20 protein-coding genes and 1 pseudogene are annotated in these 25712 nt (G+C 69.0%); 10 read left to right on the top strand and 11 right to left on the bottom strand.

Annotated features, from left to right (window positions below):
• Nucleotides 1-82 precede the first annotated feature (82 nt).
• The 4 genes from BEN78_06670 to BEN78_06655 all read left to right on the top strand — a co-directional run bounded on the left by BEN78_06670 (nt 83) and on the right by BEN78_06655 (nt 6841).
• Nucleotides 83-1252, top strand: a complete 1170-nt coding sequence (locus BEN78_06670; protein ID ASR43113.1) for an efflux transporter periplasmic adaptor subunit — start codon at nt 83-85, stop codon at nt 1250-1252.
• 185 nt (nt 1253-1437) lie between these two features.
• On the top strand, nt 1438-4608 hold the full coding sequence (locus BEN78_06665; GenBank protein ASR43112.1) for a multidrug efflux RND transporter permease subunit: 3171 nt from the start codon (nt 1438-1440) through the stop codon (nt 4606-4608).
• A 20-nt stretch (nt 4609-4628) separates the two neighbouring features.
• Entirely contained in the window at nt 4629-5381 is a 753-nt protein-coding gene (locus tag BEN78_06660) for a short-chain dehydrogenase (GenBank protein ID ASR43111.1), read from the top strand.
• Complete coding sequence (locus BEN78_06655; protein ID ASR43110.1) at nt 5375-6841, top strand: RND transporter; 1467 nt, start codon at nt 5375-5377, stop codon at nt 6839-6841. The genes BEN78_06660 and BEN78_06655 overlap by 7 nt, the downstream gene beginning before the upstream one ends.
• Before the next feature lie 597 nt (nt 6842-7438).
• Here the strand turns inward: BEN78_06655 and BEN78_06650 are convergent.
• Nucleotides 7439-9346, bottom strand: a complete 1908-nt coding sequence (locus tag BEN78_06650) for a molecular chaperone HtpG (protein ASR43109.1) — start codon at nt 9344-9346, stop codon at nt 7439-7441.
• 285 nt (nt 9347-9631) lie between these two features.
• On the opposite strand from BEN78_06650, the gene BEN78_06645 reads away from it, so the two are divergent.
• The gene (locus tag BEN78_06645) at nt 9632-12409 is read left to right on the top strand and encodes a TonB-dependent receptor (protein ASR43108.1); all 2778 of its coding nucleotides are present in this window, start codon (nt 9632-9634) and stop codon (nt 12407-12409) included.
• A gap of 443 nt (nt 12410-12852) precedes the next feature.
• On the opposite strand, the gene BEN78_06640 is transcribed toward BEN78_06645, so the two are convergent.
• The 4 genes from BEN78_06640 to BEN78_06625 all read right to left on the bottom strand — a co-directional run bounded on the left by BEN78_06640 (nt 12853) and on the right by BEN78_06625 (nt 15605).
• Entirely contained in the window at nt 12853-13260 is a 408-nt protein-coding gene (locus BEN78_06640) for a hypothetical protein (protein ASR43107.1), read from the bottom strand.
• An 82-nt stretch (nt 13261-13342) separates the two neighbouring features.
• Nucleotides 13343-13924, bottom strand: coding sequence for a hypothetical protein (locus tag BEN78_06635; GenBank protein ASR43106.1), 582 nt, complete (start codon nt 13922-13924; stop codon nt 13343-13345).
• Between the two features lie 73 nt (nt 13925-13997).
• Nucleotides 13998-14501 carry a cytochrome B gene (locus BEN78_06630; protein ASR43105.1) on the bottom strand — a complete coding sequence of 168 codons (504 nt, stop codon included), beginning with the start codon at nt 14499-14501 and terminating at the stop codon, nt 13998-14000.
• Nucleotides 14502-14549: 48 nt separating this feature from the next.
• Complete coding sequence (locus BEN78_06625; GenBank protein ID ASR44964.1) at nt 14550-15605, bottom strand: catalase; 1056 nt, start codon at nt 15603-15605, stop codon at nt 14550-14552.
• 334 nt (nt 15606-15939) lie between these two features.
• Here BEN78_06625 and BEN78_06620 point away from each other — a divergent pair, with 334 nt between their 5' ends.
• From BEN78_06620 to BEN78_06610, 3 genes are all read left to right on the top strand, one after another.
• On the top strand, nt 15940-17286 hold the full coding sequence (locus BEN78_06620) for a magnesium transporter (protein ID ASR43104.1): 1347 nt from the start codon (nt 15940-15942) through the stop codon (nt 17284-17286).
• A gap of 160 nt (nt 17287-17446) precedes the next feature.
• Nucleotides 17447-19195: a hypothetical protein gene (locus BEN78_06615; GenBank protein ID ASR43103.1), complete on the top strand. Its 1749-nt coding sequence runs from the start codon at nt 17447-17449 to the stop codon at nt 19193-19195.
• 91 nt (nt 19196-19286) lie between these two features.
• Nucleotides 19287-20024, top strand: a complete 738-nt coding sequence (locus BEN78_06610; GenBank protein ASR43102.1) for a hypothetical protein — start codon at nt 19287-19289, stop codon at nt 20022-20024.
• 34 nt (nt 20025-20058) lie between these two features.
• On the opposite strand, the pseudogene BEN78_06605 reads toward BEN78_06610, so the two are convergent.
• A pseudogene (locus BEN78_06605) lies at nt 20059-20882 on the bottom strand (trypsin).
• Entirely contained in the window at nt 20879-21274 is a 396-nt protein-coding gene (locus tag BEN78_06600) for an aldehyde-activating protein (GenBank protein ASR43101.1), read from the bottom strand. The pseudogene BEN78_06605 and the gene BEN78_06600 overlap by 4 nt, the downstream one beginning before the upstream one ends.
• Before the next feature lie 336 nt (nt 21275-21610).
• Here BEN78_06600 and BEN78_06595 point away from each other — a divergent pair, with 336 nt between their 5' ends.
• Nucleotides 21611-22285, top strand: a complete 675-nt coding sequence (locus tag BEN78_06595) for a hypothetical protein (protein ID ASR43100.1) — start codon at nt 21611-21613, stop codon at nt 22283-22285.
• 146 nt (nt 22286-22431) lie between these two features.
• Here BEN78_06595 and BEN78_06590 read toward each other — a convergent pair whose 3' ends face one another.
• The 3 genes from BEN78_06590 to BEN78_06580 all read right to left on the bottom strand — a co-directional run bounded on the left by BEN78_06590 (nt 22432) and on the right by BEN78_06580 (nt 24168).
• On the bottom strand, nt 22432-22782 hold the full coding sequence (locus BEN78_06590; GenBank protein ID ASR43099.1) for a glyoxalase: 351 nt from the start codon (nt 22780-22782) through the stop codon (nt 22432-22434).
• An 86-nt stretch (nt 22783-22868) separates the two neighbouring features.
• Nucleotides 22869-23648 (bottom strand): hypothetical protein, encoded by a 780-nt coding sequence (locus BEN78_06585; GenBank protein ID ASR43098.1) that lies wholly within the window; start codon nt 23646-23648, stop codon nt 22869-22871.
• A gap of 43 nt (nt 23649-23691) precedes the next feature.
• Nucleotides 23692-24168 carry a hypothetical protein gene (locus BEN78_06580; GenBank protein ID ASR43097.1) on the bottom strand — a complete coding sequence of 159 codons (477 nt, stop codon included), beginning with the start codon at nt 24166-24168 and terminating at the stop codon, nt 23692-23694.
• 89 nt (nt 24169-24257) lie between these two features.
• Here BEN78_06580 and BEN78_06575 point away from each other — a divergent pair, with 89 nt between their 5' ends.
• Nucleotides 24258-25184 carry a LysR family transcriptional regulator gene (locus BEN78_06575; protein ID ASR43096.1) on the top strand — a complete coding sequence of 309 codons (927 nt, stop codon included), beginning with the start codon at nt 24258-24260 and terminating at the stop codon, nt 25182-25184.
• 59 nt (nt 25185-25243) lie between these two features.
• Here the strand turns inward: BEN78_06575 and BEN78_06570 are convergent, their stop codons facing one another.
• Nucleotides 25244-25630: an ester cyclase gene (locus tag BEN78_06570; protein ASR43095.1), complete on the bottom strand. Its 387-nt coding sequence runs from the start codon at nt 25628-25630 to the stop codon at nt 25244-25246.
• Nucleotides 25631-25712 lie beyond the last annotated feature (82 nt).

Below are 25712 nucleotides of genomic sequence, written 5' to 3'. Positions count from 1 at the left end.
CCCGCGTCGACCCACGACACCGCCGCGCAGGCGCTGCTGCAGCGCATCGCGGCCCGTTCCCGATCCCCCAGGAGTTCCGCTCATGACCCCCATCCTCACCCGCGCCCTGGCCGGCTCGCTGCTGGCCGCCGCGATCGCCGTCACCGTGGCCGGCTGCGACAGCCGCGCCGAATCGGCCGGCCCGCCGCCCCCGCCCGAAGTCGGAGTCGCCGCAGTGCTCGCCGAGCCGGTCAAGGACTGGAACGACGCCACCGGCCGGATTGCCGCGGTCGAGAGCGTCGAGCTGCGGCCGCGCGTCAGCGGCTACGTCGAGCGCGTAGCCTACGCGGAAGGCGATGAAGTGAAGCAGGGCGACCTGCTGTTCGTCATCGACCCGCGTCCGTACCGCGCCGCGTTGCAGCGCGCCGAGGCCGAACTGGCCCGGGCCCGCGCCGAGGCGCAATTGGCGGCAACGCGGCATGACCGCGCGCAGTCGTTGATCGAGGCCAGCGCGATCTCGCGCGACGACTTCGAGGCCCGCAGCGCCGGACGCGCCGAAGCCGAGGCCGCAGTGCGCGCCGCCCAGGCCGCGGTCGAAACCGCGAAGCTGGATCTGGCCTTCACCCAGGTCCGTGCACCGGTCGATGGCCGCGCCGGGCGCGCGTTGCTGACCGCCGGCAATCTCGCCCAGGCCGATGCCTCGCTGCTGACCACGGTGGTCTCGCAGGATCCGGTGCACGTCTACTTCGAGACCGACGAACGCACCTTCCTGCGGCACCAGGCGCTGGCCCGCGAGGGCGCGCGCACCGCCGGTCGCAACGCGGTGCGCGTGGGTCTGTCGGATGAGACCGGCTACCCGCATGCCGGCACGGTCGATTTCCTCGACAACCAGGTCGATCCGGCCACCGGCACCGTGCGCGCCCGCGCCGTGCTGCCCAACCCCGACCGCCGGTTCACGCCGGGGCTGTTCGCCCGCGTGCAGCTCGAAGGCGCGACCGCACGCGAGGCGGTGCTGATCGATGACAAGGCCGTGTTGACCGACCAGGACCGCAAGTACGTCTACGTGCTGGGCGAGGGCAACACCGCGCAACGCCGCGACATCGTGCCCGGGCGCATGGTCGATGGCCTGCGCGTGGTCGAGTCGGGCCTGGCCGCCGGCGACCGCGTCATCGTCAATGGCGTGCAGAAGGTCTTCATGCCTGGCATGCCGGTCGCACCGCAGACGGTTGCGATGCGCGATGGCCAGCCGGTCAAGGCGGTCGCACAACACTAAGGGTCGCATGACCGCGGCCTCCCTCTGGGGAGACGCGTGCAGCGCATCGGGTGCGGATCGGGACTTGCCGAGCAAGCCCGGTGCGCATCCGCAACCTCGGGGCATCTTCTCCGTTACGGAGAAAGCCTCGCTGTACCCGCGTTCTCTTTCGCTGCGGCCTTCGCGCCGCCCACAAGGATTCTCCCGTGGACTTCTCCCGCTTCTTCATCGACCGGCCGATCTTTGCCGCGGTGCTGTCGATCCTGATCTTCGCCGGCGGCCTGATCGCGCTTCCCCTGCTGCCGATTGGCGAGTACCCGGAGGTCGTGCCGCCCTCGGTGGTCGTACGCACGGTGTACCCCGGTGCCAACCCGAAGGTGATCGCCGAAACGGTGGCGACCCCGCTCGAGGAAGCCATCAACGGCGTCGAGGACATGATGTACATCAAGTCCGTGGCCGGCTCCGACGGCGTGCTGCAGCTCACCGTGACCTTCAAGCCCGGCACCGACGCCGACGACGCGGCGGTGCGCGTCCAGAACCGCGTGGCGCAGGCGCAGGCGCGATTGCCCGAGGACGTCCGACGGCAGGGCGTGACCACGCAGAAGCAGTCGCCGGTGTTCCTGATGGTCGTACACCTGACCTCCCAGGACGGCCGCTACGATTCGCTGTACCTGCGCAACTACATGCGCCTGCACGTCAAGGACGAGATCGCCAAGATCGCAGGCGTGGGCGATGCCCAGGTCTTCGGCGGTGGCGACTATGCGATGCGCCTGTGGCTGGATCCGGACAAGATCGCCGCGCGCGGCCTGACCGCCGGTGACGTGGTGCGCTCGGTGCGCGAACAGAACGTGCAGGTGTCGGCAGGCCAGCTCGGTGCCGAACCGATGCCCAACGGCAGCGACTTCCTGCTGCCGATCAATGCCAAGGGCCGCCTGGAGACCGTCGAGGAATTCGGCGACATCGTGCTCAAGGCCGGCACTGACGGCGAGCTGGTGCGTCTGGCCGACGTGGCCCGTATCGAACTGGCGGCCGGCGACTACACGCTGCGCGCGCGCCTGGACGGCAAGAACGCCGCGGCCATCGGTGTCTTCCAGGCCCCGGGCGCGAACGCGCTCGAGATCCGCGACGGGGTGGTCGCGACGATGGAACGGTTGCGGCCTTCGCTTCCGCCCGGCGTGGAGATCCAGTCGATCTACGACACCACGATCTTCGTGCGCGATTCCATCAAGTCGGTGGTGACGACGCTGATCGAAGCCACGCTGCTGGTGGTGCTGGTGGTGATCCTGTTCCTGCAGACCTGGCGCGCATCGATCATTCCACTGCTCGCGGTCCCGGTGTCGATCGTCGGCACGTTCGCGGTGCTGTATCTGCTCGGCTACTCGATCAACACGCTCACACTGTTCGGACTGGTATTGGCGATCGGCATCGTCGTCGACGACGCCATCGTGGTGGTGGAGAACGTCGAGCGCCATATCGAGCTGGGCGCCTCCCCGCTGGAAGCGGCCCACCTGGCGATGCGCGAGGTGTCCGGGCCGATCATCGCGATCGCGCTGGTGCTGTGCGCGGTGTTCGTACCGATGGCGTTCCTGACCGGCGTCACCGGCCAGTTCTACAAGCAGTTCGCGGTGACCATCGCCATCTCCACCGTGATCTCGGCGATCAACTCGTTAACCCTGTCGCCGGCCCTGGCAGCCAAGCTTCTGCAACCGCACGGCGCACCGAAGGACCGGCTGACCCAGCTCATCGATCGGACGTTCGGCTGGGTGTTCCGTCCGTTCAACCGCTTCTTCCATCGCAGCTCCGAGCGCTACGAAAGTGCGGTTTCGCGTTCGTTGGGCCGTCGCGGCGCCGTCTTCGTGGTCTATGCCGTACTGCTGGCGGGCGCCGCCCTGATGTTCAAGATCGTGCCGGCGGGCTTCATCCCGGTGCAGGACAAGATGTATGTGATCGCAGGCGTCAAAATGCCCGAAGGCGCATCGATCGAACGCACCGACGCGGTGCTCAAGCGGATGGCGGCACTTGCCAGCGAGGTCGACGGCGTCGCGAGCGAGATCGCGTTCCCGGGCCTGAACCCGCTGCAGTTCACCAATACGCCCAACAACGGCGTGGTGTTCTTCACCCTCGATCCGTTCTCCGAACGCAGCCGCAGCGCCGAGGAGATCACCGCCGAACTCAACCAGAAGTTCTCGACCATCCAGGAAGGCTTCACCTTCGCCTTCATGCCGCCGCCGATCCAGGGGCTGGGCAACGGGTCGGGGTGGTCGTTGTTCGTCGAGGACCGCACGCGTCTGGGTTACGGCGAGTTGCAGGCCGCGGTGCAGGCCTTCCAGGGTGCCGCGATGCAGACGCCGGGGCTGGGCTATCCGATCAGCAGCTACCAGGCCAACGTGCCGCAGCTCGATGCCGAGGTCGATCGCGTCAAGGCCAAGGCCCAGGGCGTGCCGCTGACCGAACTGTTCGACACGCTGCAGACCTATCTGGGCTCGGCCTACGTCAACGACTTCAACATGTTCGGCCGCACCTGGCAGGTCATCGCCCAGGCCGACGGCCCGTTCCGCGAAGACGTGTCGGACATCGCCGCGCTGCGCACGCGCAATGCAGCCGGCGAAATGGTGCCGGTGGGCTCGATGGTGAATGTCCGCCAGACCTATGGCCCGGACCCGGTGATCCGCTTCAACGGGTATCCGGCCGCCGATCTGCTGGGAGATGCCGACCCGCGCGTGCTGTCGTCGGGCGAGGCGATGGCCAAGGTCACCGAGCTGGCCGGCCAGGTGCTCCCGAACGGCATGGGCATCGGCTGGAGCGACCTGAGCTACCAGCAGTCCAACCAGAGCGGTGCGGCGCTGGTGGTGTTCCCGCTGGCGGTGATGCTCGCCTTCCTGGTGCTGGCCGCGCTGTACGAAAGCTGGTCGCTGCCGCTGGCGGTGATTCTGATCGTACCGATGACATTGCTGTCCGCCCTGTTCGGCGTGTGGCTGGCCGGCGGCGACAACAACGTGTTCGTGCAGGTGGGTCTGGTGGTGCTGATGGGCCTGGCGTGCAAGAACGCGATCCTGATCGTCGAGTTCGCCCGCGAACTGGAGATGCAAGGCAAGGACATCATCACGTCTGCGCTGGAAGCCAGCCGCCTGCGCTTGCGGCCGATCGTCATGACCTCGGTCGCGTTCATCGCCGGCACCGTGCCGCTGGTGCTGTCCACCGGTGCGGGTGCGGAGGTGCGTTCGATCACCGGCATCACCGTGTTCGCCGGCATGTTGGGCGTCACGCTCTTCGGCCTGTTCCTGACGCCGGTGTTCTACGTCGCGATGCGCAAGCTCGCGAACCGGCCGCTCGTCTCGCACGCACCGGTCGCGCCCGTCGCACCGGCCCATTCCTGATCCCCCGCTAGGAGTTGCTCATGTCCGTTTCCGATTCCCGTATCGCACTGGTCACCGGCGCCACCCGTGGCATCGGCCTGGAGACCGTGCGCCAGCTCAGCGCCGCCGGCGTGCACACGCTGCTGGCGGGCCGTAACCGCGACCGCGCGGTCGAGGCCGCGCTCAAGCTGCAGGCCGAAGGGCTGCCGGTCGAGGCGATCGCGCTCGACGTCACCGAGGCGGCCAGCATCGCCGAGGCCGCAAAGACCATCGAGGCGCGCCACGGCCGTCTCGACATCCTGGTCAACAACGCCGGCATCGTCGCCGACGATCCGACGAAGGGCACCACCGGCCAATCGCTCGACACCTGGCGCACGACGTTCGAGACCAACGTGTTCGGCCTGATCGCGACCACGCAGGCGCTGCTGCCGCTGCTGCACAAGTCCAAGGCGGGGCGGATCGTCAACGTGTCGAGCCTGCTCGGCTCGATCAGCCAGCACCAGGACCCGGCCTCCTTCATCTACGACATGAAGGGCATACCGGCCTACAACGTGTCCAAGACCGCGGTGAACGTGTGGACCGTGCACTTGGCGCACGTGCTCAAGGACGCCGGCATCAAGGTCAATACGATCCATCCCGGCTACGTGCGCACCGACATGAACAAGGCCGGCGATGAGCAGAACGGCGAGCTCGAGGTCGTCGACGGCGCGCGCACCAGTGTGCGGCTCGCGCTGATCGACGATGACGGCCCGACCGGCGGCTACTTCTACTTCGACCAGGCACTGCCATGGTGACGCGCCCACTCATCACCACCTTGGCCGCAGCGCTGCTCGCCGCCTGCGCCGTCGGCCCGGACCACGTGCGTCCGACGATGGCAGTGCCCGACACGTTCGGCGAGCAGGCGTCCGCGACTGATGCGGCGGCGGCGTTGCCCGTCTCCGCACCGGCCGATGGTGCCTTCTGGCAGGCCTTCGGCGACCCGCAGCTCACCGCACTGGTCGACGACGCGCTGACGGCCAACCACGATCTGCGCATCGCACTCGCCCGCTTCGATCGTGCCAACGCCTTGTTGCGCGGCGCGCGTTTCGACCAGTTGCCGACGATCGACGCCAGCGGCCGTGCGACCAGCAGCCGCGCCAGCGCCGACCAGGCACCGGGCGCGCCGCGTGACGCACGCGACAGCGACGCCTTCGAGGCCGGCATCGGCGCGAGCTGGGAGCTCGACCTGTTCGGCCGCGTGCGGCGCGGCGTCGAGGCCGGCCGCGCCGAAGCCGCCGCGAGCGCCGACGACCTGCGCGCCTTGCAGGTCGCGATCGTCGGCGAGGTCGCGACCGCCTACCTGGACCTGCGCGGGCTGCAGGAGCGGTTGCGCGTGGCGACCGAGAACGCCGGCAACCAGCAGCACACGCTGGCGCTGGTCGAGGCCCGCCGCAACGCCGGCCAGGACAGCGACTTCGACAGCGCGCGCGCCTCCGCGCAGGCGGCCTCGACCGCATCGCGGATTCCGGCGCTGGAGGCCGAGATCGCGGTCGCGATCCATCGCATCGCGGTCCTGACCGGCCGCACGCCCGACACGCTGCGCGATGCCCTCAGCGCCGCGCGCGATCTGCCTGCCGTGCCGCGCGCGATCGATCCCGGCACGCCGGCCGACGTGCTGCGGTTGCGCCCGGATGTCTCAGCCGCCGAACACCGGCTGCACGCCGCGACCGCGCGCGTGGGGGTGGCGACCGCCGACCTGTTCCCGCGGCTCACCCTGGGTGGCCTGATCGGCAGCCAGGCTGGCGATGTCGACGCGCTGTTCAAGCGCGACAGCGAGACCCGGCTGGTCGCCCTCGGCATCGACTGGTCGTTCCTCGACATCGGCCGCGTGCGCGCCCGCATCGCTGCGGCCGATGCCGACGCCGAACTGGAACTGGCGCGCTACCAGCAGACGGTGCTGCGCGCACTCGAAGACACAGGCAACGCGCTCGCACGCTTCGATCGTGCCCACGACGAGGATGTCGAGCTCGCCCGCGCCGCCCGCGACAGCGCCCGCGCTGCACGGCTGGCCCGCATGCGCTTCGAAGCGGGCGCGACCGGGCTGCTCGACGTCCTCGACGCCGAGCGCACGCAGTTGCAGGCAGAAGACGCCTTCGCCGCGGGCCGTACCCGCACCGCGACCGGCGCCGTCGCGCTCTACCGCGCGCTCGCCGGCGGCTGGCCGCAGTCGCTCCCGCAACGCGAGTCCCTCGACACACAGGTCTCGCAGCGCTGACCGACACCGGTGCCCCCCCCAACCCACCCATCCCCGGCATTGCGGGGAGGGCTTAAGGTCACTGCGCCGGTGATATGCGTCTGCAGCGTACGCGTGCATAGCCGTGGACGACCCGCTTGAGCGCGGCACACTTCCCCCGCTCGCGGGGAGGTCGGCGCCATGGGCGCCGGGTGGGAAAGGACGTCTACGCAGTCCCTTCCGGATCCCTTCCGCAACCTGCTCGGCCCCCACCCAGCCCTCCCCCGCTTGCGGGGGAGGGCTCAGGGTCGCCGCGCCAGCGACATGAAGTCAGCACCGCACGCGCAACCGCGCACGACGCACGCACGCACGCACGCACGCACGCACGCACGCAGCGTACCTCCCGCGCCCGCGGGGGAGGTCGGCGCCACCGGCGCCGGGTGGGGGCACGGGCTTTTGCGCAGGCGCTTTCCGCATGCACACCTCGACCTGCTCCCGCCCCACCCAACCCTCCCCGCATGCAGGGAGGGCTTAGGGTCGCCGCGCCGGTGACATGAAGTCGGCAGCACGGGCGTAACCGTGTAAGACACGCTCGAGCAAAGGGCACCTCCCCGGTGACGCGGGGGAGGCACACGGCACTCAGCCCAGCAGGACGCGGTTGAGGCGCTGCACGAAGGCAGCCGGGTCGGGCAGCGGGGCGCCGGCGGCGATCTCGGCCTGTTCGAGCAGCAGCGTGGCCAGGTCGGTCGCCTTCGCCTCGTCGGCCTCGGTTTCGATCCGCTGCAGCAACGCGTGCTGCGGATTGATCTCCAGCGTCGGCTTGCTGTCGGGGATCGCCTGGCCGGCCTCGCGCAGCAAGCGCGCCAAGTGCGGGGCCATCTCGTAGTCGGCCAGCGCCAGGCACGAGGGCGAGTCGGTGAGGCGCGCAGAGACGCGCACGTCGCCGACGCGGTCACCGAGCAGGCCCTTAAGCCGCTCGATCAAGGGTGCCGCCGCCTTCGCCGCTTCCTCCTGCTTGGCCTTGTCGGCAGCGTCGAGCGGCAGTTCGCCCTTGGCGACGTTCTTCAGCGACTTGCCGGCGTACTCGTGCAGGTGGCCGAGCATCCACTCGTCAATGCGGTCGAACATCAGCAGCACCTCGATGTCCTTCGCGCGGAAGGCCTCGAGTTGCGGGCTGCCGGCCGCGGCGGCGTAGCCGTCGGCGGTGATGTACCAGATCGTGTCCTGGCCCACGGCCATGCGGCCGACGTAGTCGTCCAGCGACACGGTCTGCGCAGCGCCCTCGCCCTGGGTCGAGGCGAAGCGCAGCAGCTTGGCGATGCGCTCGCGATTGGCAGGGTCCTCGACGATGCCTTCCTTGAGCGTGTTGCCGAAGGCCTTGTAGAACGCGGCGAACTTGTCGGCATCGTCGCGTGCGAGCTTCTCGATCAGGTCGAGCACGCGCTTCACGCACGCACCCTTGATGCGCTCGAGCTGGCGGTTGTGCTGCAGCAGCTCGCGGCTGACATTGAGCGGCAGGTCATCGGCATCGACGACACCGCGCACGAAGCGCAGGTAGTTGGGCAGCAGTTCCTCGGCCGCGTCCATGACGAACACGCGCTTGATGTAGAGCTTCAGGCCCTTGCGCTCGTCGCGGCCGCCCATCATCAGATCGAACGGCGGCTGCGAAGGCAGGTACAGCAGCGTGGTGAAGCTCTGGCTGCCCTCGACGCGGTTGTGGGTCCACGCGGCCGCGTCGTTGAAGTCGTGGCCGAGCGCCTTGTAGAAGTTCTGGTAGTCGGCGTCGGAAATCTCGGACTTGGGCTTGGTCCACAACGCCGAGGCGTCGTTGGCGGTTTCCCATTCCGGCGCGGCGTCGGCCTTGGCCGCGTTCTCGTCCGCTGCGTCGTCGGCCGACGTCGGCACGTCCTTGGGCATGCGGATCGGGAACGCGACGTGGTCGGAATACTTGCGCACCAGCGCACGCAGCTTCCAGCCGTCGAGGAATTCGTCCTCGTCCGCCTTCAGATGCAGGACCACCGTGGTGCCGCGCTCGGGCAGCGTGACGTCTTCGAGCGCGTACTCGCCGCGCCCGTCGCTCTCCCACTTCACACCGGCCTCGGGCGCAGCGCCGGCGTGGCGAGTGAGCACGGTGACCCGATCGGCGACGACGAAGGCCGAATAGAAGCCCACACCGAACTGGCCGATCAAGCGGGCATCGGCCTTCTGCTCGCCGCTCATCGCCTCCAGGAACCGCCGTGTGCCGGAGCTGGCGATGGTGCCGATGTTGGCGACCACATCGTCGCGAGTCATACCGATGCCGTTGTCGCGGATCGTCACCGTGCGCGCGGCCTTGTCCCAGCTCACGTCGATATGCAGTTCGCCGGTCCCGGCCAGCAGCTCGGGATTGGCGATCGACTCGAAGCGCAGCTTGTCGCAGGCGTCGGAGGCGTTGGAGATCAGCTCGCGCAGGAAGATCTCCTTGTGCGAGTACAGCGAGTGGGTCACCAGATGCAGCACCTGGGCGACTTCGGCTTCGAACTTGCGGGTCTCGGTGGTGGCGGTCATGACGGTCCGTGTGGCGTGTTGCGAGAGCGCCGATATTGGTCTGCTCGCGGCGGAATCAAGCCGCCCGGACCTCGCGCGAGCCCTCGCTCGGCTGCACCTGCGTCCAGCGGGACGGTGTTGACTCGCTAAACCGGCGTTGAACGGCTCAGAAACATCAGAACCTGAATTCGCTAACCTCACGAATTCTTCACATTAACGAGATCTTAACTGCGCTGACCGACCCGGCAGCGCCGCGGGCCGGCGACTTTCCCCCTTTTGCCCCTTGCATACAGGACGCCCGTTGCCATGACTCCGCTCACCCGCCGCGCGCCACGCCGCCATGCGCTCGCCATTTCGATCCCTCTTGCGTTGGCGGCCATCGCGCTGCCGCTGCAGGCCGCAGCCCAGCAGAGCACCACCACGCTCGACCGCATTACCGTGACCGGCTCCAACATCCCGCGCACCGATACCGAGACCGCCTCGCCGGTGCAGGTGATCTCGCGCGAGCAGATCGACCGCACCGGCAAGACCACGGTCGGCGAGTACCTGCAAAGCCTGGCGATCGATGGCGCAGGCTCGGTGCCAAAGAGCTTCGGCAACGGCTTTGCCGGTGGCGGCGCGGCGATCTCGCTGCGCGGCCTGGGCGCCGGTTCGACGCTGGTGCTGCTCAATGGCCGCCGCATGGCGCCATTCGGCCTGGCCGACGACGGCCAGAAGGTGTTCACCGATCTGAGCACGATCCCGCTCGACGCGGTCGAGCGCATCGAAGTGCTGAAGGACGGCGCCTCGTCGGTCTATGGCTCCGATGCAATCGCCGGCGTCGTCAACGTGATCCTGCGCACCGACTTCACCGGCGCGGTGGCGACGGTGTCCTACGGCTGGTCGGGCGATGGCGGCGGCGACCAGCCCAAGGCCTCGCTGACCGCGGGCACCGGCAGCCTCACCGAGGACGGCTACAACGCGTTCTTCAGCATCGAGGCCGCCAAAACCGACGCCATCCGACTCTACGACCGTCGCGACCGCGACTGGATCGGAACCGGCGACACCCGCCGCTGGGGCTATGGCATCGGTGGCAACCTGCCTGGCCGCATCACCGGTGGCGGCACCGGCGCCGGTGCCAGCCCGAGCGGCGCCATCCAGAACCCGATCACCGGCCGCTTCGAGTCGCTGCCCGGCTGCGCCGGCCTGTCGGACGTGACTCCGCAGGATCCGGCTGGCGGCTGCCTGTGGGACGTCGCCCGCTTCCGCGACCTGTCGCCCGAAGAGAAGTACGTGAACTTCTTCTCGCGCGCCGCGTTCGCGGTCGGCGACAGCAGCGAGCTGTACATGGAACTGGGCATTGCCAACAAGCAGACGGTGTTCCAGAACACGCCGTCGAGTGCGTCTGGCGCCTGGGGCTATCCGGGCGGCCCGGTCAACGCCTCCGATCCGGGCCCCGGCGCGGTCGTGCTCGGCCCCGACCATCCCGACAACCCGTATCCGGGCACCGCCAACCGCCTGCGCTACGCCGCGTTCGACGTCGGCCCGCGCACCACCTACAACGACAGCCGTTTCATGCGCCTGCTGCTCGGCTTCAAGGGCACCGCCGGGGCCTGGGACTACGACGTCGGCTACCTGCACTCGGGCACCGACCTGACCAACGAGCGCACCGGCTTTTTGCGCTACAGCCACGTCAAGACCGTGCTCGAGGATCCCAACAGCCCGGTCGGCTGGTGGCGCATCGGCGATGACGCCGGCAGCAACACCCAGGCACTGTACGACTACATTTCGCCGCGCATCCGCGCCAGCGGCCGCACGCGCCTGGACATCATCGACGCCAAGGCCACGCGTTCGCTGGCCGATCTGGCCGGCGGTCCGCTGGGCCTGGCGGTCGGCGCCGAGTACCGCCGCCAGTCGGTGCTGCTGACGCCGCAGACCTACACCGACATCGGCGACATCATCGGCCTGGGCTATTCGGCCTATGGCGGCGTGGAGAAGGTCACCAGCGCCTACGTCGAGTTGCAGGCACCCGTGCACGAGACCCTGGAACTGACCGGCGCGCTGCGCGTGGACAAGTATGACGGCGGCGAGACCTCGACCACGCCCAAGGTCGGCGTGAAGTGGTCGCCCGCCGACTGGATCGCGCTGCGCGGCACCTATGCCGAGGGCTTCCGCGCCCCGAACCCGGCCGAGGCCGGCACTGGCGGCCTGGCGGCCTTCAGCACCGCGGTCGACCCGGTCCGCTGCGCCGCACCCGGTCACGAACCGCAGGACTGCGATGCCGGTTCGATCGCGCTGATCACCTCGCCCAACCCGGACCTGCGGCCCGAGGAATCCAAGAGCACCACGCTCGGCCTGGTGCTCTCGCCCTGGACCGGCGGCTCGCTCGCACTCGACGCATTCCGCATCAAGCGCACCGACGAGATCTTCGGCGGCAGTGCCGACGCGGCGATCGCCGCCGGTGGTGCCAACGTGATCCGCGGCACCAACGACATCCCGGGCACGCCGGGCAGCGGCTCGATCCTCGCGGTGCTGGTGGGCTACGAGAACGCCTCGTCGACCACCGTCGAAGGCTTCGACGTCGATCTCGAACAGCGGATCGAGCTGGGCGATGCGGGCCGCCTGCGTCTGGATCTGCAGCTCACCCACATCAGCAAGTTCGAACGTGTCGACGTCGATGGCACGGTGTACGAGTTCGCCGGCACCCACGGCAACTGCGATGTGACCAACTGCATCGGCACCCCGAAGAACAAGGCCAACTTCGGCGCCACCTGGGAGATGGACCAGTTCGCGATCAGCAGCGTCGTGAACTGGCGCGACAGCATCAGCAACTTCTCGTATGAAGGCAGCGGCTGCGCGAACAGCTTCGCCAATGGCGATGATGCCCCCGGCGGCTGCAAGCTGGCCTCGTTCTACACGATCGACCTGTCGGCGCGCTGGATGCCGACCGAGCACTGGGAAGTGTTCGGCTCGGTCGCCAACCTGACCGACCGCGTCGCACCGCTCGACCCGCTGACCTACGGCGCCATCAACTACAACCCGATGGACTTCAGCGGCGCGATCGGCCGCTACTTCACGGTCGGCGCGAAGTTCAAGTTCAACTGACCTTCCCGCAATCGGTAGGACCCGGACGCCCCGCCTGTCGGGGCGTCCGCATGTCTGCATGTCAGGAAACACGATGCGGATCGACACGTGAACCCGTGCGGCCATCTGCGCACCGACGGTTGATCTGCATCAATGCCGGGCGCCCAGGGCAGTTCTACCTTGGTCCCACACCCACCGGCGGATGCCAGACATTCGCTGCTACCCGGAGCCGCTATGAACGTCCTGCCCTATTCCGCGTTCGAGGTGCTGGCCATGGTCATGGAGGGCACGCATGTGCCGCCACCGGCCGTTGCCGTGCCGCCGCCCGTCGCCGAACCACCTGCGCCTGCACCCGTCGAATCGGTCTATCCCGACGTCCGCCACGCTGCCTGACCCGGTCCATCGGACGGCCCAGCGTCTGCCTGCAAGGCGAGGACACCGAGCCGCCCGAGGCATCGTCGTACTCAGGGCTGGTAGCAATCGCCCGAGGGATCGACTTCGATCTCGATCAACTCGCTGCCGCCGCCACCCCAGACATTGCCGCCGGTGAAGATCAGGCAGCCCTCGCCGCGGAACAGCGCCTGCAGGCGCGTCGCGTCGTTGCCGAAGTAGAACGGAATCCAGCGCTTGCCCGATTCGTAGGTATGGAACCGATCCGGCGCGCGGTCCATGAGCTCCTGGACATCCTGCATGCTCATGCCGATCTGCAGCTGTGCGAACTTGCTGCCTTCGGCCGGCGTGCCGACGATCTCACCGGTGAACGCGCCGTCTTGCGAGGGCACCTCACGCCGTTGCCCCTCATTGGCGCCCGCCGTTGCCGAAACCGCCATCATCCCCAGCGCCAGTGCAGCGCCGATTCCCCCATTGCGCATCGCGATCCCCTCGTGTCGTGCGTCGCCCCGATGGCGACGGCCGGGCGATGCTAGCAGGCCCGTCGGCGCTCGACAGCGCCGGTCAGGCGATCCGTTCCACCCGGCATTCGCGGCACAGCGGATAGGCGTCGAGGAACGGGCGAATCGCCGCATGCATCTGCTCGAAGTCGGCGCCGTACATGTACAACGCCGTCTCGCTCGGCCCCTGCCAATGGCTGTTGACCATGCCGCGTTCGCCCAGCAGGCGCTCGCATTCTTCGACGACGTGATGGATGTCGCAGGTGTCGTACACCGCTTGCGGCAGATCGGTGCCATTGAGGTACAGCGCCAGGCCCTGATGCGCCCCGAACACGATCGGCGCGTCGCGATCGGGCACATGCAGACGCGAGCCGATCGGCGCGAGCATCGCGGTGAAGGCTTCGCGGACGAAGTCGAGCTGGGTCTGCGAAGCATCGGCCAGTTGGATCTCGATGTCGCAGGCCTTGACCTCTCCGCTCTCGGCCAGCAGCGTGCCGCCGCCCACGACTTCGGCATCAATCTCGCGATGCCGGCACAGATCCCCGAACGCATCCTCGAGCGCCGCGCGATCGGCCGGCGCCAGCCGCGCATTGAGGCTGACCGTGACCATCGCCGGCTGCGGCTTGCGCTTGAAACGTCCGAACATGCCCAGGCTCCGTGAGGTCGATCCGCGTATTGTCGATGAAGCGAGGCCAGATGTACCGCGATGACCGGCGCGTTCACCGAGGCCGCACGCGGCGCTCAAGCGGCCACGGCGCCATCGACCGGAACACCCCGTCCCGGCGCACCCACGCATGCCGGAGCGCGGCGGCCAGATGCAACGCGATCACCGCCAGCAGCGCGCGGGCGAGCCAGGCATGTGCGGCGCGCAACACGCTGTAGAGCGCGGGGTCGTGCGGCGCGATCGCCGGCAATCGCACATCGCCCCACAACACCACCGGATTGCCGGCGGCCGACACCATCGCCCAGCCAATCAGCGGCATCGCCAACATCAGCGCGTACAGGGCGACATGAGAGGCGTGCGCGGCGGCACGCTGCCAACGTGGCAGGTCCGACGGCAGGGCCGGCGTGCGGCGCATCAGGCGATGCGCCAGGCGCACGACCGCAAGCACCAGCAGCGACGCACCGATCGGCCGGTGCAGCGCGAGCAGCGACGGGCGCAGGGTCATCGAGGCGACCATCGTCACACCAATGAACAGCATCGCCAGGATCAGCACCGCCATGCTCCAGTGCAGCAGGCGGGCGAACGCATCATGCTGAGCGGGCCGGGCTCATCGCGCGGTCTCCTGCGGCGGCACGCCATCGACATCGTCACCGTGCGCGATCTCGCGCTCGCGGCGATCGAAGGACTGCGCGTACACCGATGCACGCGCGGCCAGGATCGGGTCGTCGGACAACGCCACGCCGGACGGTACGAGGGTTGGATCGAAGTTGAGATCGCGGCACGGACCGGTCGCCTGGTCCTGCGCCTGGGTCAGCACCAGCGTGCCGACCACCACCTGCTCGCGCGCCTCCGGCCACGGCGTGCTCGGGTCGCGAGCATCGTCGTCGGGACCGGCGAGGGTGACGACCATGTCCCAACGCAGCGGACCGCGCGCCAGCCGCGCGCGCAGTTCGTCCTGCAGATAATCGCGCTCGGCAGCCTCGCGCTGCGCCGCATCCATCTCCACAAACGGCGCCTGCGGTCGCATCGACCAGCGCACCAGCCGCGACATGCCTGCGGCGTCGACGAAATGGTAGGCATGGATACCGTTGTACTGCGTGTTGGCGAAGCTGTCCGACCACGGCGCCGCCTTGGCCCAGGCGGCGAAGCGCTGTGCCTCGGGATGGCGCGCGGCGAACGCCGCCATGCGCGCAGGATCAGGCTTGCCGGTCGCCGGATCCGGCGCCGACGCGCGGGTCTGCTCGAAGAAGGTCTCGATCGACGCCGCACCGAAGAACGGAAAACTGTTCATCGCCATGCGCCACTGGCTGCCGTCCGGGCTGGCGAGCACTAGCGCCATGCTGCGCACACGCGCCTGCGCGTCCAGCCCGTAGGGCGAGCCGCCGCCGATCGACAGCCGGCCGAGCACCGGCGTACGCGGGCTGGCGAACACGGCGGCCCGGCTCAACGCCGCGCCTGCCGGAAGGCCCTCGAAGTGGCCGGCCACGCACACGCCCTTCGCATGCGCGCGTCGGAAACCGGGGAACGGTGTGGTCGAGGTCGCCTCGATCGCATCGGTCATGCGCGCAGGCGTCAGCCGTCCGGGACTCAACCAACCGGCGGTCCATGCGAACAGCAGCAACAGGGCGCCGACGATCGCGGTGATGGCGGCATACGCCCGCAGCGCGCGGCGACGCGCGGGGCCGGAAGACGGCGGCTCGGCGGAGGGCATCGTGGCGTCCGGAAGGTGGCTGCGGCCGAGCATACCCTGCGCGCCGCTGCGTACCGCCAGCGACATCCACAACCGCGTCCGACCGGCGGGCCTGGATGTGTTGACCCCCGCGCAGCGCGCGACCAGACTGCGCGCACCGCGACGCAACCGCGTCGCCCATTCGCGAAAACACGCCGATGTCCAGCGACAGTCCCAGTCGATCTTTGACGCCGCCCACGGCAACGACGGCCTGACGTCCGCAAGGACCGGCTGCCCGCGCCGCTGTTGCGGCACTGCGAGGCAGCCCATGTTCAAGCAACACCCCACCGCCACCGGTCCGCTGGCGGCGTTCAACACCGCCGATGCCGTCGAGCATCTCAACCAACTGGACGTCGTCGAGGCCGCGCGCCTGGTCGCGCAAGCGCCCCCCGCACGCGGCGTGCGCCTGCTCGAGCAGCCCGAGCTGATCCACGCTGCGCAGATCCTGCAACGGCTGCCGCCTGCGCAGGCCAGCAGCTTGCTCGACGCCATGGCCGACGACCGCGCCGCCGACCTGCTGCTGGCGTTGGACGCAAACGACCGCGAACGCCTCATCGCCGCGCTGCCGCCAGCCACCCAGCAGGCGCTGCGAGACCTCATGCACTACCCGCCCGGCAGCGCCGGCAGCCTGATGACGACCGAGTTCGTCAGCGTCACCGCCGACCAGCGCGTCGGCGACGTACTGCAGCATGTCCGCGAGGTGGAACGCGAGCGCGAAACGATCTACGCCATCTACGTGCTCGACCCACAGACCCGCGCGCTGCAGCAGGTGGTGACGCTGCGCCGGCTGATCACCGCCGATCCCGACGCACCGATTCTCGACGCCGCGCAGACCAACCCGCCGGTGTTCGTGACACCCATCACCGACCAGGAGGAAGTCGCCCGGCTGATCCGCCGCCATGACCTGCTCGCAATCCCGGTCCTCGACCCACAGCGGCAGCTCGTGGGCATCGTCACCGTCGACGACGTACTTGATGCGCTGATTGCCGAATCCAACGAGGACGTGCATCGCTTCGGCGGCGTCGAGGCGCTGGACCGGCCGTACATGCAGATCGGCCTGCCCGCGATGATCCGCAAGCGCGCCGGCTGGCTGAGCGTGCTGTTCCTCGGCGAGATGCTCACCGCCAGCGCGATGCAGCACTACGAAGACGCGCTGTCGAAGGCGCTGGTGCTGACGCTGTTCATCCCGTTGATCATGAGTTCGGGCGGCAACTCCGGCGGCCAGGCCACGTCGCTGTTGATCCGCAGCCTCGCCCTGCAGGAGATCCGTCTGCGCGACTGGTGGCGCGTCGCGCTGCGCGAGCTACCCACCGGCATGACCCTCGGCGCGATCCTCGGCCTGCTCGGCATCGCGCGCATCACGATCTGGCAGTTGGCCGGCTTCTACGACTACGGCCCACACTGGATGCTGATCGCGTTGACCATCGGCGCCGCATTGCTGGGCATCGTCACCTTCGGCTCGCTGGCCGGCGCGATGCTGCCCTTCATTCTGCAGCGCCTGGGCTTCGACCCGGCCAGCGCCTCGGCGCCGTTCGTCGCCACGCTGGTCGACGTCAGCGGCCTGGTGATCTATTTCAGCATCGCCGCCGCGATCCTCGGCGGCACGTTGTTGTAGCGCCGGAGCGCGTCATGCCTGGTCGCGGACGGCGTGTGCGGTCCGCGCCCCAGGCATCGGGGTAAGTTCCGCCCCGGCCGTTCCACTAGGGTCTGCCCGAGTGGTCCGCCGCCTGCGCGGCGACTACTGTCATGCCATCAACCCTGCGGATGGATGTCCCATGGCCCCCGCCATCGCTCTTGCTGATTCCGGTCGGATCCACGCGCTGCCGCAACAGGCCCCCCCGCCGCCACGCGCACCGGTCGCCGACAACATCCGGGCCGGCGATCACCGCCTGAGCGACAGCATCCAGGGCACCGCACCGGACGCCCGCGACCCGTTGTTCGCGATGATGGCCAATGGCGCCTACGCGCCCGAGAGCCCCGAGTACGCCGCCGCCCTCGCCGAGGCCGGCTGGACCCCGCTGCGGCCCGGCGCCGACGGCATGAGCATGATCGACGCGCATGGCAACCGCATCCCGCTCGATCCGACCTTGCTCAACGACGATCGCACCGGCTTCCACGCCGAGATCTACCAACACGAAGACGGCGGCTACGTCGTCGCCTATCGCGGCTCGGAGCTCGGCGGCAAGCCGAGCGAGTACATGGACTGGGTGAACAACGGCCAGCAGGGCCTGGGCATGGCGTCGTCCCAGTACAGCAGCGCGATCGAACTGGCCAAGCATGCCGAGCGCGTCTTCGGCGACGGCAACGTCGCGCTGACCGGGCATTCGCTCGGCGGCGGCCTGGCCTCGGCCGCGTCGCTCGCCACCGGCGCATCGGCGGTCACTTTCAATAGTTCGGGCCTCAGCAACGAGACCCTCGAAAGCCTGGGCTTCAACCCCAATGCCATCCGCGACAGCGTTGCCGAGACCGGCCAGGTCCGCCGCTACGCCGTCAACGGCGACCAGCTGACGGCCGCGCAGGAGGATCTCCCGGCACTGCCAGTGGTCGGCTCGCCGCCCGAGGCGGTGGGCCATGCGCTGCGCATCGACCCGCCACCTGGCACGGGCTTTGGCGACCTGCATGGCGGCGGCGGTCCGAACGCGGTCTATGTCGAGGCGTTCGAACACGGCACGCCCACCGATCCCGCGCTCGGTCCCAGCACCGGCGATACCCTCGGCGGGCGGGTCGATGCCGGTATCGACGCACTCGGCGCCGGTCTCGCGACCGGCCTGGGCACGGTCGGCGAGGTGCTGCGCAACGGCCCGGGCGCGACCCCGGAGAGCTGGATCGTGGGCAGTCTGCTCAACGGCGCAGGCGCCGTGCTCGGGCCCGGCAGCGATGCCCTGGGCGATGTGGCCGGCGCGGCCACCGCCTTCGGTACCGATACCCTCGTGGCCGGTGTCGAGGCCGTCGGCGACCTGCAGTTCAACAATCTCGCCTCCGGCATCCGCGAGGTCGTCGACCTCGGCGGCGACCTGGCCGGCACGGCGTCCGCACTGAGGACCGGCGTCGGCGACTTCGTCACCGACTTCGCCCAGGGCCGGGGCGTGGCCGCGACCGGCGGATTGCTCGGCGACCTGGCCGACGCCAGCGTCGATACCGCCGGCGATGTGCTCGACGGCGCCGTCCGCCTGGTCGGCGATGCCGCTCAGAACACCACCCAGGCAACGGGCAGCTTCGTGCGTGACCTGGGTCGCATCACCGGGCTGCAGACGCCGGCCGATTCGGTGGCCGGCTTCGTCGAGAGCGCGGGCAGCACGATCAGCAACGTCGCCGATGGCGTAGGCGAGGCCATCGACACGGCCACCGATCAGTTGGGCGACGGCTTCGAAGCATTGGCGGACTTCGCTGGCGACCTGGGTCAGACGGTCAGCGACACCGCCGGTGATGTGGCGCAGACCGTCGCTGACGGCGCGCGCGACTTCGGTCGCGGCGTGACCGAGGGCGCCGGCAAGGTGGTCGACTTCCTCAATCCGTTCAAGTGAGCCGCGACGCGGTGCGTGCGCGACCTCCGCACAGCACTGCGCGACGCGGTCTATGGGTGGAAATCTCACGCGGCTTGACGCCTCTTGCGGCATGCTGCGCACCATGAATCGTCGCCCGCTTCCGCACCTGCTGTTCGCCGCGCTGCTGCTGGCGACCTCCGGTTGCACCCAAGGACACTCGCCGATGACCCCGGACGCGCCCACGTTCGCCAATCCCGACCAGGCCCAGTTCATCACCGCCGTTCGCAGCGGCGACGCTGCGCTCGCGCGGCAACTGCTCACGGCAGGCGCCAACCCCAACGCCACCGACGAGGACGGCACGCCCGCGCTCAACTGGCTGATCCGCCAGGGCGACCGTGAGGCCGTGCGCTTGCTGCTCACGCTCGGCGCCGACCCCACCCGTGGCGATGTCAAGGGCCGCACCGCACTGCACGAAGCCGCGCTGTCCAAGGACGACGACTGGATCGGCCTGCTGCTCGAACACGGCGTCGCCGTGGACGTGCCCAACCCGCGCAACGGCCAGACGGCACTATTCGAGGCGCTGCGCGCCCGGGAGCCCGACAACATCGAGCGCCTGCTCGCCGCCGGCGCCAGGCTCGATGTTCGCGACCGCGCGGGCCTCACCCCACTGCATCAGGCCGCGTTGGTCAACGATATCCCGTCGGTGAAGCGTTTCATGGAAGCCGGCGCCGACCCGCAGGCCACCGACGACACTGGCGCCACAGTCGGCAGTTACCTTTACGACGGCGATCCATCGGTCCTGGCCGCACCCGTGCGCCGCGACTATCTGTGGATCCGGGCGCATCTGGAGCCCGCGCCAACGCGCTGAGGGCTGCGGCCGCGCGCCGCAGCGTCGCGGTCGATCAGGGGACCGACGCCTGCCCGGACATCACGTCCTCGATCCAATCAGCATAGTGACTCAGGCGCACGTTGCAGGTCGTCTGGCCGTAGCGCCCGGGTCGCGCTGTTCTCACGTCGCCTGCCACGACCTTCCAGGCCCCAGGCCGGCCAGCCGCCACTGCCCATCGGTCTCGATGAGCAAGGGACCGCCGCTGTCGCCATTGCCGAGCGCCCCTTCCAGTGGGATCGCCGCCGGCGGTGCGTCGAAGACGTAACACAGCCAACGCTCGTGCGCGCTGGTGACCCGGTTGAACGCGCGACGAAGTGCGGTGCGGTTCGGGCCGCCCGGGTCGTGCCCCGTCGCCCCGGTCCCGGTCGCGCCTTTGCCAAGAAGCTTGACCACGTGCCCGGCCTCGTCGGTGCCGCGATAGAGCCCGACCGGCACGATGTCCTCGACCGGCTGCTTCAACCGGATCAGCGCGATGTCGTCCGAGCCGGCCAAGGCCACCACGATCAGCATCGCCTCGCCACTGGCCATCGCCTGATCGATCAACGATTGCGGCAGCGTCCTGTCGCCGGGATGGACCACGACATCGGCGACCTCGCGCGATCGCCCGCCCAGTACGACCGACTCGAGCCCGCCCTGCATGGGCAGTGTATGTGCGGCGGTCACGACCCAGCTCGGCGCGATCAGCACGCCATGCCCTTCGCCCGGCATGTCGACCAGCGCGGGGAGCTCGGAGTCCGGCACACGGTACTGGCCATCGTCGACATCGTCGCGCACGACGACCGCGCCGGCGGTCGCGCACGCCGCGAGCAGGACCGCGAGCCCGAGAGACCGAATCATGCGGTGTCACCCACGAGGCTCTGCGCCGCGCCGTTGCTGCGGCCGATCTCGCCGATCGCGTCGAGATCGATCCCCTCGATGCATGCGAGGTTGAAGCCGTACTCGGTCGGCACGCTGCGGCGCTGGTGATGGGTATAGATGCCGCACACACTGCAGAACCAATGCTTGGCGATCTTCGTGTTCCACTGGTACAGCGTCAGCACATCGGCGCCGCGAATCACGCGCAGCCGGTCCAGCGTCGCACCGGCCATGATTGCGCCCTTGCGGCTGCACAAGGAGCAGTTGCAGCGGCGGATGTTCTCGAAGCCGTCGATCAGATCGACTTCGAACGCCACGGCCTTGCAGTGGCAGGTGCCCACGACCGTGCGCTTGCCGCCAGGCAGGCCGGTCATGGCCGCAGCCCCGCACAGCAGCCGGTGGCGTTGTGGCCGGATGCGCACATGCAGCGGTCGGACGCGCGCGCGAGGTCGTGGCCATTCCACCGCAGGACGGTCGCGCCGGCGGATGGAACATCGCCGACATTGCGCAGGATCGAGGAAGACAGGGACGGCAGCGCCATGAGACATCGCCCGACAGGTAGAGAACGGCATTGTGCGCCACATCGCTGCACACGGCACGGCCATGGCGATCTGCCGCCCGTCGTGTGCTCCGCCGGTGCCTGGTGACCCCGTCGCCCGTTACGATCCCGATGCCCACCGGGGCACCTTCGCCATTGCCAGACCTCGCCCATGAAGCTCGCACGTCAGCTCGGCATCTACCTTTTGTGCGGCGCGCTGGTGGCCGCGCTGCTACTGGCATGGATCGGCCTGGTCTACGCCGTCAACGTCTACACCACCGCCAAGGTCTCGGCCGACGCCGTGCTCAACCTGATGTTGACCGGCCTGCTGAGTGTTGTCGGGCTGCCGATCGTGCACCGCGCGCTGTACCGGCGGTTCTGGGCCGTCAGCCGCAAGACCGCAGCGGGCGAGCTGCAACCCGGTGCGCCAGTGCAGGTGATCGGCGTCGCGAGCCCGCCCGTGCCACGCGTCCGCACGACCGGTCGGCAGCGTGCGGGGTATAGCGCGCTCTACGCGGTCGGCATCGCCTCGTTGCTCGCTGCCTATGCACCCTTGGGACATCACGAAGCCCTGAACGCGTTCCTCGTCCACTTCAGCGCCGGGCGCAATTCGTTCTCCAGCCTCGCCGCGTTGGTGGTGGTGTACGTGCCGATGGCGGTCAGCCTGGTGCTGGCGATGCTGTTGTTGCGCTGCGATCGCAAGCGCCTGGACGCGGGCACGCTGCCGCCGGACGAGACACTGCGCCTGCAGCTGCGCCAGGACTGGATCTTCTCGTTCATGGCCGCCTACGTGCTCATCGGCTTCCTGGCGTTCCTGGCCGGCCACATGATCCTCGCGTTTCTCTGAGCAGCCCGTCGCGCAGTCGCCGGTACGCGCGACCAGCCATCGGCAGGCCGCGCAGGCCACCGATAGGTATCGGCCCGATCGGCGCGTGCGTCAGCACGCGCGGTGGAGGCCCCCCGCCGCGTCGTTGCAACGACGTGGCGGCAGCTTCACGCCTGCGACCAGACCGCGAGCTCGTAGCCGTCGGGATCGGCGAAATGGAAGCGCCGGCCACCCGGAAAATCGAAGGCCGCCCGGACAATTCGCCCGCCCGCCCGCAGCACCGCGGCCTCGCTGGCAACGAGGTCATCGGACCCCAGCACCACGAGCGCGCCGCCGGGCGTCGGGGTGCCGTGGAAGAAGCCACCGGTCAGGCGGCCATCGCGGAACTCGCAGTAGTCCGGGCCATAGTCCTGGAACGTCCAGCCGAAGGCCTCGCCGTAGAAGCGCCGAGACGCCTCAATGGAGGCCACGGCGTATTCGAGATAGTCGATGCGGTGATGCGCGTCGGAGCGGGTCATGGCGAATCCTGGCAGTCGGGGAGCGAACATTGTCGAGCGCTGCGGCCCGGACGGCTTGCAAGAATCGGACAGCCGGCCGCGCAGACTCAATGGCCGTGATCGCGCAGCAAGGCCGTCGGCGTCAGCCCGGTCAGGCGCCGCACGTCGTGCGACAGATGACTGGCATCGGCGTAGCCGGCATCGAACGCCGCCGGCGTCAACGTGTTCGCACCTGATGCCAGACGCAGCCAACGCTGCAGGCGCAACACGCGGTCCAGTACCTTGGGGCCATAGCCGAAACCCTGCAGGCAGTGGCGGTGCAGGCTCCGCTCGCTGAGGCCCAGTTGCCGTGCCAGCTCGGGGAGACGCGGCGCATCCGGCCCGCTCAGTTGCGCGAACAGCCAGGCCATGCGCGGATCAGGCTGCACCCCGCGCTCAGCCACTGCCGCGAGCAAGGTCCGGGCCGGATCGGCGCCGTCGAGCAGGCGACGTTCCAGCGCGCCTGCGCGCGGGCCGATCACGGCGTCGGCGGCGATGCGCTGGTCGGCAAGCGCGTGCATCGGCGTGCCGAGCAAGCGGTGCGCCACGCCTGGCGCCAGGCGCAGGCCGGTGAGCGTGGCGCCCGGCGCGAGTTGGGCAGGCGTGGCCTGCTGGTCGGGACCGGCGATGAACAGCCGTGCACCATCCCAGATCAGGTCGACACACCCATCCGGCAGGATCAGCGGTGCGGCCGGCGCGGCGCCGGACTGGTAGCGCCACACGCGCCTGACGCGGTCGCGCACGGCCACCGGCGGCAGCACTTCTGCATAGGCCGACGCTGGCGGCTTGGGGTCACGCGACATGCCGCGATGATGGCATCGGGCGCACGGCGCCGACCATGCCGGCATGCGCTCGAAGCAGGCATCTCATGATGGAGCAACCTGCGTGCCGCTAGCGGACTGTGGACGACCACTGCACCATCACCATGCCGGCGAGGATCGTCAGCACGCCGCCGATACGGCCCAGGTTCGCTTCTTTCACCGGCAAGCCCATCAGCCCGAAGTGATCGATCAGCAGGGATGTGAGCATCTGCCCGGCGACGACGCAGACAATGAAGCTGGTCGCCCCTAGGCGCGGGGTCAGCATCAGCGCCGAGGTGATGTAGATCACGCCGGCGACACCGCCGAACCAGGCCCAAATCGGCAGGGCACCCGCTTGGCCGAGCGATGGCGACGGCGCCCGCATGGCCACGATGACCGGCAGCACGACCAACAGGCTGACCAGCAGCGAGGCCACGGTCGCCCACAGCGGATGGCCGAGCGCGCGCCCCAGCGCCGCATTGCTGCCGGCCTGGAACGGCACCAGCGCCCCGGCGACCACGGCAGCCAGCGCCAGGCCAGCGCCGGCGTAGGAAAGCGGAGAAGACATGTGTTCGCTCCAATTCGGGAGGGTATATCCACTCTACGAATCAGATTCACGAATGGAAATTCGAACTTCGACCGCTCATTATTCGCGCTATGAATAACTTGAGACGGATGGATCTCAACCTTCTGGTCACCCTGCATGCGCTGCTGTCGGAGCGGCACATCTCCCGTGCGGCGTTGCGCCTGCACAGAAGCCAGCCGGCGGTGAGCCACGCATTGGCGCACCTGCGCCGGCTGTTCGACGACCCGCTACTGGTCCGGCGCGCCGGCAAGCTCGAGCTGACCGCGCGGGCAAGCGCCTTGATGCAGCCGTTGACCGAGGCACTCGAGCAGCTGGGCGCGCTGCTCGACCCGCCGACGTTCGACCCGTCTTCCGCGCAGCGGACATTTCGCCTCACGATGTCGGACTACGGCGCGCGCGTGCTGCTGCCGGGGCTGGCGCGCACGCTGCGCAGCCAGGCACCGGGGATCGACCTCGTCGTCAGCCAGGCCAGCCGCGAATCGATGCTGGCCGACGTCATCGACGGCGAGATCGAGATGGCGCTGGGCGTCTTTCCCGGGCGCCATCCAGACGCGGTGCGTGCGCACACACTTTTCGTTGAAGACTTCGCCTGCCTGGCCGATGCCTCGACCTTGCCGGCCAGCGGCACGCTCGATCGCGAGGCCTGGCTGGCACGCCCGCATGTGCTGGTCGCCCTGCGCGCGGAGAGCGACAACGAGATCGACCGTGCCCTCGCGCGCGACGGCCTGCGCAGGCGAGTCGCGATGACCCTGCCGCACTGGGGCGTGGCCAACGACCTGATCGCCGGCACCGATCTGATCCTGACCGTCGCCCGGCACAATCTCGACTCGATCGCTACCGACCCGCGCCTGCGCATCTTCGCGCCGCCACTGGCGATTGCCCGGTTCGACTTCGACCTGATCTGGCATCAACGCCGGGAGCGCGACCCCGCGCACACCTGGTTACGCGACACGGTCGTGCGCGTGGCCCAGGCGGGACACCCCGCCGCGACGGATTGAGGCGGTCGCCCGCGCGCACGAACGCGGGCGCCGCCAACAATTGCACGCTGACCCTGGTTTCAGAGCTGGGCCTCGATCGCGGCCTTGTCGATGATCGACCAGACTTCTTGGATCTTCTGGTCCCGGAGCGCATACAGCGCGTGCTCGCAGAACGTGACCCGTCGGCCGTTCACCGGCAGACCCAGGAACGCGCCGCGTGGCGTCACGTCGAACCGGAGCCTGCACGCCACCTGCTGCGGATCGGCGATCAGCCTCTCGATCTGGAAGTGGAGGTCCGGAATCTGCGCGTGATCGCCTTCGAGCATCGCGCGATACCCACCGAGCCCCAGTAGTTTACCGTTATGGCGGACATCGTCATGAACGAACTGTCCAAGCCGATCCCAATCTCGCGCGTTGAGGCAGGCGATGTAATCACGGTAGACCGCTTCGTTCTCGAGCTTGCGCATGCGCGATTTCACTTTCGATGTGCTGATAGATGCGTCCATCTTAGGCCCGGCCAAAAGCGCTGGTTCAATGACCTCGGGGCGC

The organism is Xanthomonas citri pv. mangiferaeindicae, assembly GCA_002240395.1.
Taxonomy (GTDB): Bacteria; Pseudomonadota; Gammaproteobacteria; order Xanthomonadales; family Xanthomonadaceae; genus Luteimonas; species Luteimonas citri_A.
Note: the sequence above shows the minus strand (reverse complement) of the source record. Positions and strands in the feature narration are given on the sequence as shown.